General features: G+C 31.6%; 11 protein-coding genes. All 11 read left to right on the top strand.

Going from position 1 to position 14498, the window contains the following annotated elements; all coding sequences use genetic code 11:
- Positions 1–77 precede the first annotated feature (77 nt).
- Positions 78–1151 carry a FecR family protein gene (locus FJOH_RS15025; protein WP_012024954.1) on the top strand — a complete coding sequence of 358 codons (1074 nt, stop codon included), beginning with the start codon at positions 78–80 and terminating at the stop codon, positions 1149–1151.
- A gap of 343 nt (positions 1152–1494) precedes the next feature.
- Positions 1495–5208, top strand: coding sequence for a SusC/RagA family TonB-linked outer membrane protein (locus tag FJOH_RS15020; protein WP_012024953.1), 3714 nt, complete (start codon positions 1495–1497; stop codon positions 5206–5208).
- 11 nt (positions 5209–5219) lie between these two features.
- Entirely contained in the window at positions 5220–6698 is a 1479-nt protein-coding gene (locus FJOH_RS15015; RefSeq protein ID WP_012024952.1) for a RagB/SusD family nutrient uptake outer membrane protein, read from the top strand.
- 19 nt (positions 6699–6717) lie between these two features.
- Entirely contained in the window at positions 6718–7578 is an 861-nt protein-coding gene (locus FJOH_RS15010) for a zinc-binding metallopeptidase (protein WP_044047767.1), read from the top strand.
- 33 nt (positions 7579–7611) lie between these two features.
- Positions 7612–8955: a DUF4302 domain-containing protein gene (locus FJOH_RS15005; protein WP_012024950.1), complete on the top strand. Its 1344-nt coding sequence runs from the start codon at positions 7612–7614 to the stop codon at positions 8953–8955.
- Positions 8956–9012: 57 nt separating this feature from the next.
- Positions 9013–9282 carry a hypothetical protein gene (locus tag FJOH_RS15000; protein ID WP_044047766.1) on the top strand — a complete coding sequence of 90 codons (270 nt, stop codon included), beginning with the start codon at positions 9013–9015 and terminating at the stop codon, positions 9280–9282.
- Between the two features lie 212 nt (positions 9283–9494).
- A complete protein-coding gene (locus FJOH_RS14995; RefSeq protein WP_012024949.1) occupies positions 9495–9704 on the top strand; it encodes a hypothetical protein in 210 nt (69 codons plus the stop codon).
- Positions 9705–9961: 257 nt separating this feature from the next.
- The gene (gene fabG, locus FJOH_RS14990; protein WP_012024948.1) at positions 9962–10708 is read left to right on the top strand and encodes a 3-oxoacyl-[acyl-carrier-protein] reductase; all 747 of its coding nucleotides are present in this window, start codon (positions 9962–9964) and stop codon (positions 10706–10708) included.
- Positions 10709–10788: 80 nt separating this feature from the next.
- On the top strand, positions 10789–12816 hold the full coding sequence (locus FJOH_RS14985) for a hypothetical protein (RefSeq protein ID WP_012024947.1): 2028 nt from the start codon (positions 10789–10791) through the stop codon (positions 12814–12816).
- Between the two features lie 64 nt (positions 12817–12880).
- Complete coding sequence (locus FJOH_RS14980) at positions 12881–13714, top strand: DUF4846 domain-containing protein (RefSeq protein ID WP_012024946.1); 834 nt, start codon at positions 12881–12883, stop codon at positions 13712–13714.
- A complete protein-coding gene (locus FJOH_RS14975; RefSeq protein WP_012024945.1) occupies positions 13715–14461 on the top strand; it encodes a M15 family metallopeptidase in 747 nt (248 codons plus the stop codon).
- Positions 14462–14498: the final 37 nt, after the last annotated feature.

Raw genomic sequence — 14498 nt, 5'->3', positions numbered from 1 at the left:
AAGTTTAAAAAAAATCATAATTTGGTGAGTATATAATAAAGAAACTGTCCTCTATGTTTTTGTAACCTTATTTTTAGATGCAAAAACGTAATAAATATACCGAAATAGAAGATTTCTTATCAGATGAATCATTCCAACAGTGGGTTTTGTCAAGAGTTGATGAAAACGGATGGGAAGAATGGACTTTAGAAAGTCGTCAGCGTGCGAAATTAGTTGAAGATGCAAGATTAATGCTTCTCGCAATGAAGATTCCAGAGAACGAATTAACTAAATCTGATATTCACAGAGCGTTACAAGATACCTGGCTCAAAATTCGTGAAAAAGAAAATCAAAAAAACGTTAAAACTTTAAAGTTAAATTTTTTCAGAAAAAGATTTCTTACCGGAATAGCTGCAACATTAGTTATTGGTTTAATGTCAGCCTGGTTTTATAACAATCATTTTAAAACTGAAAACAAAATTGTAACCTACAAAGAACTTATTGATGAAAACAGTGAGGGATTAGTAGAACAAACCAACAATTCTAATAAACCACAAATTATTACACTATCAGACGGCAGTTCTGTTTTACTGCAGCCCAATAGTAAATTGAGTTACCCTAAAATCTTTACCGGGAACGAAAGAAAGGTGTATTTATCCGGCGAAGGTTTCTTTGAAATTAGTAAAAATCCTAAAAAGCCTTTTTTCGTTTATGCGAACGAGATTGTTACAAAAGTAGTTGGAACCAGCTTTAGAGTTAAAGCTTATTCTGATCAGCCAGATGTAGAAATTTTAGTACGTACCGGTAAAGTTAAGGTAAAATCTAACGAATTGATTTCTAAATCAGACGAAGAAGAAATCGTACTTCTTCCAAATCAGGCACTTAGATTTCTGCGGAATGATATGAAATTTAATAAAATTACAAATATTACTCAAGATCCTGTGTTGGTTCAAAACGTTGGAAATATTGAACAATTGAGTTTTGAATTTAATGATATTCCGGTATCGCAAATTTTTGAAACTATAGAACAGGCCTATCTTGTAGATATAGATTATCCCGTAAATAAATTAAAGGAATGCCATTTAACCACATCACTGAGTGATCAGCCTTTAACAGAGAAATTAAAAATTGTCTGTAAAAGCATAGGCAATAATACCAGTTTTGAAATATGAATGGAAATCAGATTATCATAACTTCAGAAGGCTGTAATTAATTTTATGTAACTGTAATTACATAGAATAACTATTTTTTAATAACTCCTTTTTTGAAGTTTAATCCTATTTTTTTGAAAATAAACGCGGCTAATTTCTATGCTTTTTATCAATAAATATTAACCAAAAACTTAACTCAACCAGAAATAAATTATTGCCTATGTAAAAAATGTACTGCAAAAAAAAGTGCCGAAATGCTGTAACATTATCGACACTTATAAAATTGAATTGCTTTCTGTAAAAAGTAATTCATCGTTTCTTAAAAATACACTCAAATTAGTATTAATCAAAACAAATCAAAATTATGAAAAAACCAGTTGTTAAACAACGATTACTCCATAGAATCATGAAAATAACACTATTTCAGTTTGTCTTGGCACTTGTGTTTTCGAGCTTTGCCGTGGCAAATAATGTAAATGGGCAAAAAAAATTAGATACAAAAGTTACCATTATAGTTGAAAATTTGACTCTTGATAATGCTTTATCTAAAATTGAAAAATCGGCTCATGTAAAATTTTCGTACAATTCGAGGCTCCCTCAGTTAAGCCGAAAAGTTAGTATAGAAGCGAATCAGGAAACGCTTTCTAGCATACTAAGCCGAATTTTGGTGCCATTTAATATTACTTTTTCAGAAGTGAGCAATCAAATTATTCTGCAAAAAACCGCTGCAGATCCATTTGCAAGTGCAGATAACCATGATTCACTTTTTGAAGTACTAACCGCCGGACCAATTATCAAAGGTAAAGTAACAGATCAAACAGGAAGCCCGCTTCCGGGAGCAACAGTAATGGCAAAAGGAACAAAAGTTGCTGTTCTAACAGACTTTGATGGAAATTTCTCTATCGAAATGCCTGCAAATGCAGATAAACTTGTAATTTCTTACGTAGGTATGGAAACGAAAGAAATTGGAATTACTAATGTTACACCAACAGTTGTTCTTACAGAAGCAGGTCAAAACTTAAAAGAGGTTGTAGTTACAACAGGATATGAGAAAACATCTAAAAGAACATTTACAGGAGCAATCAGTAAAATCTCTGGTTCAGAGTTAAAAGTTGAAGGTGTAGTTGACGTAAGCCGAATGATCGAAGGAAAAGCGGCAGGGGTTACAGTACAAAATGTTACAGGAACTTTTGGTACGGCTCCTAAAATTACCGTTCGTGGATCTTCTTCAATTTTTGGGGATACAAAACCATTATGGGTTATTGATGGTGTTGTTCAGGAAGATATTATCAATGTTACATTTGCAGATTTAGCTTCAGGAAACTCTGCAACATTATTAAGTTCTTCTGTTGCAGGTTTAAATTCTAATGATATTCAAAGTATTGAAGTTCTTAAAGATGCATCGGCTACGTCAATTTATGGTTCAAGATCATTAAACGGAGTTGTGGTTGTTACTACAAAACAAGGACGAAGAGATTCACCATTAAAAGTGAGCTATTCTGTAGAAAATACAGTTAGAACTGTACCTAGTTATTCACAATACGATATCTTAAACTCTCAGGAATCTATGAGTGTTTTTCAGGAAATGAGACAAAAAGGATATCTTGATTTAAGTTCTTCATATACAGGAAGATTTGGTGGTGTTTATAATATCTTGGCTAGAGAAATCAATAATTATAATACTTCAAACGGTCAGTATGGAGTTAAAAATGATCAGCCTTATATCAATGAATTCTTGAAAAAATATGAATTAGTAAATACAGACTGGTTTAGTGTTTTATTTAGACCTTCTATTACTCAAAACCATTCATTAAGCTTTTCTGGAGGAGGAAAAAACAATACTTTTTATGCTTCTCTTGGATACTATACAGATCCGGGATGGACTATTGCTGATAACGTAAAACAATTGTCATCTAACCTTAAAGGTACATTTTTCATCAATGACAAGTTAAACATTACTTTATCTACTTTAGGATCTATTCGTAACCAGCAGGCTCCTGGGGCTTATGAAAGCAAGCAGGATGTTGTATTTGGTAAAACAACAAGAGATTTTGATATTAACCCATTTAACTATGTGTTAAGTACAAGCAGAACTTTAAGACCTTATGATGACAAAGGAAACTTAGAATACTACCAAAACAACTGGGCTCCAATGAACATTGTTAATGAGTTAGCAAATAATACTTTAGATATTAAAGTAAATGATATTCGTTTTCAGGTAGATTTAGATTATAAAATAAATAAAAACTTGACTTATAATTTAACTGGTTCTGCTCGTTATGCAAATACGTCAAGAGAACACAGAATTTATGAAGGTTCAAATGTTGTTGGAGCTTATAACGCTGGAGTTGGTAATAATGTAAATTCTCAGATTCAAAAAGATAACGTGTTTTTATATCAAAATCCAAATGATTTAACAGCACCAAAAGTATCTGTACTGCCAAGTGGTGGATTTTTAAGAAAATTCACAAATGATATGACATCTTACAACATTAGAAATAGTGTTACTTATAGAAATATATTTAAAGACAAACACGAAGTTGAAGGTTTCTTTGGTACAGAGCTTAGATCTGTAGACAGAAACAATGACAATTTTACGGCAGTTGGAATTCAGTACAATAAAGGTTTAACTCCATTTATTGATCCAAGAATTATCGAAAAAATCGTAAACGGAGGAGACTCATATTATGATTTTGGAGAAGAAAGAGAAAGAACAGTTGGTTTCTTTGGTAAAGTTGGATATACATACGATCGTCGTTATACAGCATCTTTAACGGGTCGTTATGATGGATCAAACAGACAAGGAGATACTGGATCATCAAGATGGCTTCCAACTTATACTGTAAGTGGAAAATGGAATGTTGCTGAAGAAAGCTTTATGAAAAACAATGAAACTATCAATACATTAGCATTAAGAGCTTCTTATGGACTTACTGCTACAGCTGGTCCTGCAACAAACTCTTTAGCAATTTATAAAAGTTTTATAACAGACCGTTTTAACCTTTCTGATAGAGAAAATGCTATTAGAATTGAAGATCTTCAAAACAAAGATTTGACATGGGAAAAACAATATGAAACTAACATTGGTGTAGATTTAGGAATGTTTAATAACAGAGTATCTCTTGCAGCAGATGTTTACAGACGTAAAGCTTTTGATTTGATTGATTATGTAATCACTTCTGGTGTAGGTGGAGAATCTATTAAACAAGGAAATAATGCCGATATGGAAACTAAAGGTATTGAGCTTGGATTAACTACTCAAAATATTGTAACAGATAACTTTAAGTGGTCGACAACTTTAAATTTCTCAGTATTTAATCAGGAAATTACAAAATTAGCAAACAGACCATCTGCTTTTGATTTAGTTGATTCTAATGGAGGTAATACTGTAGGACACCCTAGAAATTCTATTTATTCTTATCAATTTACAGGATTAAATAATCAGGGATTACCAACATTTAATTTACAAGAAGGAGCAGAAAATAACATTACAGGTGCTGATTTTCAAGATACCAAAGATGTTACAAAATACTTGAAATATGAAGGTTCTATTGAGCCAAATAAATCAATTGGTTTAGCAAATACATTTACTTATAAAAACTGGTCATTATATGTATTTGTTGTAGGTTCTGGAGGAAATAAAGTTCGTTTAAACCCTGTTTACAGTAACAAATACACTGATTTAACAGTATTTACAAAAGAATACGCTAACCGCTGGATAAACCCTGGTGATGAAAATGTTACAAACGTTCCTGTTATTGCTGATAGATTATTAAACAGAAATTATGGAGAAAGAGATCTTGAAATTGCATACAATACTTATAACTTCTCTGATGTAAGAATTGCTGATGGTGATTTCGTGAGATTGAAAAATGTTACTTTAAGCTGGGAATTCCCAAAAGATTACAAGAAAAAACTAGGCTTAAGTACTTTTACATTAAAAGGTTCAGCAGTTAACCCATGGTTAATTTATTCAGATAAAAGATTACACGGTCAGGATCCTGAGTTTCGTAATACAGGAGGTGTTGCTTTCCCAATCACTTCTCAGTACACATTTACGTTAAATGTTTCATTCTAATTATAATTAATATGAAAAATATAAAAATAACACTTTCATTATTATTGGTGATAAGTCTTAGCAGCTGTGATGAATTTCTTTCTGAAATTCCAGACAATAGAACACAGATTGATACACCAGAAAAAATATCTGAATTATTAGTTACAGCATATCCAAGTAAAAGCTATGCAGTAATTGGAGAAACAATGTCTGATAACGTATTTGACAGTGAGATGACATCATCTGATGTTGATAACAGACAAAGTTTTAACTGGGAAATGCAGACTCAATTAGGACCAGATACCGAAGCTGACTTCTGGAATGCATGTTATGAGGCAATTGCAGCTTCAAACCAGGCATTAGTTGCAATTGATGAACTTGGAAGCCCGGAAAGTTTAAATCCGCAAAAAGGAGAAGCCTTAATTGCAAGAGCTTACAATCATTTTATGCTGGTTTCATACTGGTCACAAAGATACAATCCTTCAAGTGCAGCAACAGATTTAGGTGTTCCGTATGTAACAAAACCAGAAGGTGCATTATTGGCTCAATACAAACGTAACTCTGTTAAAGAGGTATTTGATTTAATCGAGCAGGATATTATCGAAGGAATGAAATACATAACAAACAATTACAAAGAGCCTAAATATCACTTTAATATTGATGCAGCAAAAGCATTTGCATGTCGTTTTTATTTAATAAAAGGAGATTGGGATAAAGTACTTGAATATTCTAAAGGATTAGGTTCTAAACCAACAACTCTTAGAGATTATGTAGCTTTTAATGCTGCAGCTTCTGCTCAAAAACCGCTAGAATATTCAAAAGCAGAACAGCCTACAAACTTATTAGTAGCTTATCCAAACTCAACTGCAAGAAGAGGATACACAAATAGATTTTACCTTTCTGATAACAGATCAGATGAAATCTTAGGATCAGATACTAACATTTGGGGAAAACCATGGTTAATTTATACATCATCATTTTATGAAAACAATGTACTTATCCCTAAGTTTTATGAATACTTTAAATATACTAACGTAACAGCTGGTATTGGAGAAGCTTACACAGGAGTAGTTCTTTTAAGTAATGATGAGTTTTTCTTAAACAGAATTGAGGCTTATGTAATGAAAAATCAGTTTGCAGAAGCTAATGCAGGATTAGAATATCTCTTCAGTCTTAGAACACAAGGATATAATGCGGCAACTGATAAAATTACAGAAGCAAACATTGCAGCTATGTATCCGGTTATTGCAGACGAGTACACACCATTCTATACTTTAAGTCCTTTGCAGGCATCATACATCAAAGCAATTGCAGAAGCAAGAAGAAGAGAGTATATCCAGGAAGGATTAAGATGGTTTGATATTAAACGTTTTAACCTTGTAGTAGAACATATTACTAAAGAAAATGGAAAAGCAGTTAGGACTAATGTTTTAGTTAAAGATGACAAACGAAGAGCGTTGCAAATACCTCAAAGAGCATCTGATAACGGAATCGAAAAAAATCCTAGATAAAAATTTAACATTAATGATTATGAAAATATTACAAAAATATAGAGCAGTTGCAATGATTTCAGTATCAATGTTGTTTGCTGCTTGTGCTCAGGAAGATCAGCCAAAAGAAACTCAGTTAGATTATACAGTTCGTAATAAAACAGAACTGGATACCTGGATTGAAACAAGTTTTTTAAATCCATATAACATAAAAGTGTATTATGAATGGAACCAAAACTTAGTAGATAACAATCGCTTTTTGTTTCCTCCTACAGTAGACAGAGTAAAACCAGCAATGGAAGTTGTAAAAGCAATCTGGATTGATAGTTATTCGACTATTGGAGGAGCAGATTTCGTTAAGAAAATTTCACCTAGAGAATTTGTATTAGTAGGAGGAACTAACTTAAATACATCTGGTACAGTTACATTAGGTATTGCAGAAGGAGGACAGAGAGTTACGCTTTTTGAATTAGATTATTTAAATAGAAAAAGCAGAGCAGATGTAACTAGATTTATCCATACAATTCAGCATGAGTATGTACACATCTTAAACCAGACAAAACCTTTTGATGAGCAGGCATGGGCAAAATTAACACCAGCAGGATATACATCAAGCTGGTATATTTATACAGATGCTGCTTCAAGAGCTTTAGGTTTTATAACTAATTATGCGAGATTGAATATTTACGAAGATTTTGCCGAAACAGCTTCAATAATCTTAACAAGTTCAAAAGCAGAATACGATGCAATTTTGGCAAGTGTTACAGATGCAACAGCAAAAGCAAACCTTAAAAAGAAAGAAGCAATTGTAGTTCAGTATTATAAAGATAATTTCGGAATGGATTTTTACGCTTTAAGAGACGAAGCGCAAAAAAATACAACCACAGTTATCAACAATTAAGACTTGTAATAATCTAATTATAAAATCAATATTATGAAAATAAAACATATATATAAGTTCCTCTTAGTTGGTCTTGTGGCTGTTATTATGGGAGCATGTACAAGTACAGAAGCTGATCCAAAATTTGACGAAAGTCCAATTGAAAGATTAAATGCAAGAAAAAAAGAACTAAACGATTTATTACTTTCTTCTGCAGACGGTTGGAAAGCTGTTTATTATACAGACAGCACTCAATTAGGAGCATGGACGCATTTATTTAAATTTTTGCCAGACGGAAAAGTTGATATGGCATCAGATTTTGATGATGATACAGATATTCACAGAAGTCAGTATGATATTCAATTAGGAAGTGCAGTGAGTTTAGTTTTTACAACTGCTAACAGAATACATCTTTTATCAGAATCAGATAATTATCCAACTCCGGCACTTGTTGGGAAAGGACATCTTGGAGACTTTCAGTTTTTCTACTATGGTCAGGAAAATGGAGAAATCATTTTTAGAACCAATAGAAGTTTTCAGGAGCTGAGATTTAAAAAAGCTACAGCAAAAGACTGGGATGATCTGCATGATAATACCCCAGTAATAGAAGCAATAACAGGAGAAATTACAAGTCCATTATTCAGATTGTTAGAAATTAACGATGGAGCTGCAGTGCAAAATTATGATTTAGATTATAATCCAGATGCTCGTTTTGGAGTAGCAGCATCTTTAGTACCTGGCAGTAATGATTTGATTAATATGTCTTTTGCCTTTACTCCAGCAGGAGCAGTTGTTGAACCGCCAGTTGAAGTTAAAGGACAAAAATTAACTAATTTTAGCTATAACAGTACTGATGATACTTTTGTTTCAACAGGAACAGGAGGTGTAAAAGCAACTATTAAGTATACAACTGTACCGCCTGTAATAACTGATGATTACAAAAAAGGTATTGACGGTCAGCCTCAATTTGTTATATCTTATATAGCGGCTAATTTATATTCAGCACCAACAACTTCTAATTACTTCAGATCATTAATTTTAAAAGCAAATGCTGCATTACCAGCAAATCAATCTATAGCCAGAATTCAGATTTATTTTAATTCTGCTTTTGGAAATTACATTGAATATCGTTTTAATGGAGGAAGACCATCTGTTTATCATAACTTTACGACAACTCCAAATAATACAGCTAAAACATTAGTATTTAATCATGATTCATGGGATAATGGTTCAGCAATTATTCCTGCTCCAGCATTCTTAAAAGACCTTGACGCAGAGTTCTTTACTCCTGCAGGTATGTACATTAAAAAGGAAAATTTCACAATTTCTTTTATTAATACAATTTATACAATGACAAGTGCTTCTAGTAGTTTTAGAACCACAACATATCAGTTATAATTTATAAACTAAAAAGCAGTTCAATTATTGAGCTGCTTTTTTAAACTAAAATAAACAATGAAAAAAATAATTACACCAGCGAGTATTATCATCTTTTTTTGGGGTTTGTTACTATTAGTTACATCAGAATTGTATCCTGATTATACAAGATATTATTTATATCTCTCTATTGCATTAATTATACCGTTTATGACTGCCAATTTAGTAAGACAAAAAAGAGAAGATAAAATAAATGGTACAGTACAACTGCAATCGTCAATGTATAGTATATTGATTTCAGCAGTGATATTGGGAGTACTATTTTTTATCATTTATAGATTAAATTAGTTTTAGTTTTAATTTTTATTTTGGGAAAAGCAGTTCATTTTTGAGCTGCTTTTTTTATTTTAAAATTGAAAATAAAATCTTGTTATTTATTTATAAAAAAGAAATAATTTCTTATTTTTATAATTGAAAATTAACGATTTAGGTTAAAATTCTGTCTGAAACTCAACGGACAAAAAGCATTGAGTATACAAACATCAAACAACTTAATCATTATGTTAAAAACAATTTTAAATTTCAAAGGAGTTGAAGTTCTCGGAAGAGAAGAACAAAAAAATATTATTGGCGGCGGTCCAGAAATAGTTATCTGCACAACACCATGTGCAATGATAATTTCGCCAGAGAATCCATGTTTTATAGAAGGCTGTGCAAGTACACCATTTCCAGATCCGTTTCCAGAACCAGATCCTATTAAAATTGGTTAAAATTTAAAAGAATAGAAAATAAATACATAGAGAATACCAGTAGAAAACACTACTGGTATTTTATTTTATGAATGCCAAATAATCGCCTTTGGCATTTGGAATTTTAAATGAATCGTAAATGATATTTTTTTAAAAAAAGGAATTATCATATATTTGACAAGTCGTTCGGAACCTCGATCAAATAAGTCTTTAATTATTTAAAAGATAAAAGCTGATTTAGGATTTAAGACAAATAAAAGTTAAATCTAATTTTAAATATGAAATTACTAGAAGGAAAAGTAGCAATCATTACTGGCGCTAGCCGCGGAATTGGTAAAGGAATTGCAGAAGTTTTTGCTAAACACGGAGCAAATGTAGCATTTACATATAGTTCATCTGCAGCGTCTGCTGAAGCTCTTGAAAAAGAATTAAATGCTTTAGGAGTAAAAGCAAAAGGTTACCAATCTAACGCAGCTGATTTTAATGAAGCACAAACTTTTGTTGATGCAGTTTTAGCTGATTTTGGAACTGTTGATATTTTAATTAACAATGCCGGAATTACAAAAGATAACTTACTTATGCGTATGTCTGAAGCTGATTTCGACCAAGTTATTGATGTTAACTTGAAATCTGTTTTCAATATGACAAAAGCAATCCAAAAAACTTTCTTAAAACAACGTGCAGGATCTATTATCAATATTAGTTCTGTTGTTGGAGTTTCTGGAAACGCAGGGCAGACAAACTATGCTGCTTCAAAAGCCGGAGCAATTGGTTTTACAAAATCAGTAGCTTTAGAATTAGGTTCTCGTAATATTCGCTGCAACGCAATTGCTCCAGGTTTCATTGAAACTGAAATGACTGCAAAATTATCTGAAGATGTAGTAAAAGGATGGAGAGAAGGAATTCCGTTGAAACGCGGCGGAACAACAGAAGATGTAGCAAACGCTTGTCTTTTCTTAGCTTCAGACATGAGTGCTTACATTACAGGACAAGTTCTTAATGTTTGTGGAGGAATGCTTACCTAATATGTTACTTGTTTGTGGTTTGTTGTTTATTGTTCTGCAGCCAAAAACTATAAACTAAAAACTATAAACCCAAATTAAATATGACTACAAACACGATTTTATTATTATTACTTTCTTTAGTAATAGCGGGTGGTTTGTCGTACTTTCAATACTTTTATAAAGCCAAAAACAAATCAAATCTGATTTGGTTTTTGGCTTTTTTACGTTTTCTGGTCATTTTTGGATTGTTGGTTTTATTGATAAATCCGATAATTTCTAAAAGTTCGCTTCAAATTACCAAAACACCTTTGGCAATTGCCGTAGATAATTCAAGTTCAATCGCTGCTTTAAAATCAGATAAAAAAGCCCTTGAATTATACCAAAAATTAATATCCAATCCAGCTTTAAAAGAAAAATTCGAAATTCAGTCTTATCAATTTGATGATGAATTTAAAACATCAGATAAATTTGATTTTAAAGGAAACCAGACTAATCTGGACGAAGCTGCCAAGAATTTAAAAAGCATCAACAAAAACCTGACTTTCCCAACGGTTATTATTACTGATGGAAATCAAACTACAGGAAACGACTACGTTTATAGATTCGATCCTGCTAATAAAGTTTATCCTTTGGTTGTGGGAGACACAACCACGTTTTTTGATTTAAAAATAAATCAGCTGAACGTAAATAAATACGCTTTTCATAAAAATAAATTTCCCGTAGAAGTTTTTCTACAATATGCAGGAGACAAACCAGTAACGGCAGATTTTACAATTTCACAGGGAAATTCTGTTGTGGCAAAAGAAAAAGTTTCTTTTTCATCGTCTAAAAAAACAGCCTCTTTAAATTTACTTTTGCCGGCTGATAAGGTTGGACTGCAAATTTTTAGAGCCAATATATCTTCAAACGCAAAAGAGAAAAACAGTTACAATAACATCAAAAATTTTGCTGTAGAAATAATCGATCAAAAATCTACAATTGCCATTGTTTCTTCTATAAATCATCCAGATATCGCAGCTTTAAAACGTGCGGTAGAAGTTAATGCACAGCGTAAAGTAATATTGGTTAAGCCAAACGATATTAGTCAGTTACAGGAAGCTTCGGTTTTGGTTTTATATCAGCCAAATTCATCCTTCAAACAGGTTTTTGATAACAATAAAGCAGCAGGAAGAAACACTTTTATTATAACCGGAAACAGCACTGATTTTAATTTCCTGAATCAGCAGCAAAACAATCTGGTTTTCAAAATGAGCGGACAAGTCGAAGATTATTTGTCTGAATTTCAATCGCAGTTTAATTTATTTGCTATAGATAATATCGGATTTGAAAATTTCCCGCCTTTGCAGAATTTATTCGGAACAATTTCAACAAACGGAAATGTTTCAGTTTTACTTTCTTCAAAAATTAGAAATGTTTCTACAAATGCGCCTTTATTGGCTTTTGCCGAAAACCAGGGAAAACGAACAGCTTTTCTTTTAGGAGAAAACAGCTGGAAATGGCGCTTACAGAGTCATATCGATAATCAGTTGTTTGAGAAATACGATGTTTTTGTAGACAAAGTAATCCAATATTTAGCAACTTCGGCTTCAAAAAAATCTTTGGTTGTAACACACGAAAACTTTTATAATTCTGGAGAAGATATTGTAATCAATGCGCAGTATTTCAATAAAAATTATGAGTTTGATGAAAAGGCAAGATTAACAATTACGGTTACAAATGCCGAAACCAAACAAGCAAAAAACTACGACTTATTAAAAGGAAATAATTCTTTCTCTGTAAATTTAGAAGGGTTAACAGCAGGGAAATACAATTTTACAGTAAAAGAATTAAATTCGAACACTTCATATTCTAGTCATTTCGAAATTTTAGATTTTGATATCGAAAAGCAATTTGTAAATCCTGATGTTTTAAAATTGAAACAATTGGCCTTACAAACCAATGGGAAAGCCTTTTTTGAAAACGAGGAAGAAGATTTGATTAATACACTTTTAGAGAATAAAGAATACAAATCAATCGAAAAAAATGTATCAACCAAAACTCCAATTATAGACTGGGTTTGGTTATTGATTTTAATTGCCGCTTTATTAACGACAGAATGGTTTGTTAGAAAGTATAATGGATTGTTGTGATAAATATAATTGAATTCCTTCTGACATTTTGTAATCTTGTGATTGTAATTTAAAGTATAAAATTATGAAAGTTAAATTCTTTTTTATCGCAGCAATTTTGATGGTAATTTTTTGTTTTTTTTCATTTTCAGAGACAAATAATACCAATAAAACCAATCTTTTTGAAAACACGATTCAGCAGCGTTTTCAACTGCCTCAGGGATTTGTGAGAGAAGAAGAATCTAAAACTTCGTTTGATTATTTTTTACGAAATCTTCCATTAAAACCATTGGGTTCAAATGTTTTGTATTTTGATGGAACTACAAAGCCAAATCGAAATGTTTATGAAGCGGTTGTGGATTTACCCATTGGGAAACAGGATTTGCATCAATGTGCTGATGCTGTGATGCGTTTACGAGCAGATTATTTTTATAGCCAAAAGCAGTACGATAAAATACATTTTAATTTTACAAATGGTTTTCGAGCCGATTTTAGTAAATGGGCTGCAGGTTACAGAATTGCAATTAAAGGAAATAAAACCAGCTGGATTAAAACTGCAAAACCATCCGACAGTTATGAAACTTATTGGAAATACTTAGAGAAGGTTTTTATGTATGCAGGAACGGCTTCGTTAGAAAAAGAATTGAAACCAATTAATGCTTTAGACATAAAAATAGGGGATGTTTTTATAAAAGGAGGCTTTCCAGGTCACGCTGTTATTGTAGTTGATATGGCTGTGAATCCAAAAAACAATCAAAAAATTATGCTTTTAGCACAAAGCTATATGCCGGCACAGGAAATTCAAATTTTGAAAAATCCAAATAATAGTTCGTTGAGTCCTTGGTACGCTGTAGATTTTGGAACCTCTCTGCAAACACCAGAATGGACTTTTAGTTCTTCACAATTAAAACGTTTTTAAATGAAACGATTCTTTTTTTTTATCCTTATATTTCATAATGCTTTTTCTCAAGAAATTCCATTGAATGTTCAAAAATTAATTAAAGCATATCCAGATCAAATTGTTGATTATAAGGACAATAAAATTATTTTTAGTGATAAGTCAAGCTTAATTTATGATGATTTTAAAAATAAAACGAATCAGGAATTATTAGATAATCCTGATATTGAGGATCAATTTAAGTTTGTTTATAATAAAGCAGATAAGAATTTAATTCCAAAGGAAGATGCAGGAAGAATTCGAAATGAAGCTTTTTTTAAGAAAATCTACGGAAATTCGAAATCAGAAGTTGAATCAAAAATGACTGAAATTATTTGGTGTCCGAAATTAGCCAATCAAAAAGTAAAAGTAACAACCGTAAATGGAATTGATAAAATAGTAAAAAAACTCTCAGCAGAATTAGATAATAATCCAGAATTTAAAAAATACATTAATGTTATTGGAGGAACATTTAATTGGAGAAAAATTTCAGGAACAAATCGATTGAGTATGCATAGTTATGGAATGACAATAGATATTAATGTCAAAAATTCTAATTACTGGCAATGGGATTGTAAATGCAAAAATGAAGAAGTTACGCTTTCATATAGAAATCAAATTCCCCTCAAGTTAGTTTCAATTTTTGAAAAATATGGCTTTATTTGGGGAGGAAATTGGAAACATTATGACACAATGCATTTTGAGTATCGACCTGAACTTTTGTTGTAAATTTTGAAATTATTTTATTTTTAAAAGAAATACAGAG

This window comes from Flavobacterium johnsoniae UW101 (assembly GCF_000016645.1).
Taxonomy (GTDB): domain Bacteria; phylum Bacteroidota; class Bacteroidia; order Flavobacteriales; family Flavobacteriaceae; genus Flavobacterium; species Flavobacterium johnsoniae.
This window is presented reverse-complemented; position numbering and strand designations above follow the sequence as displayed.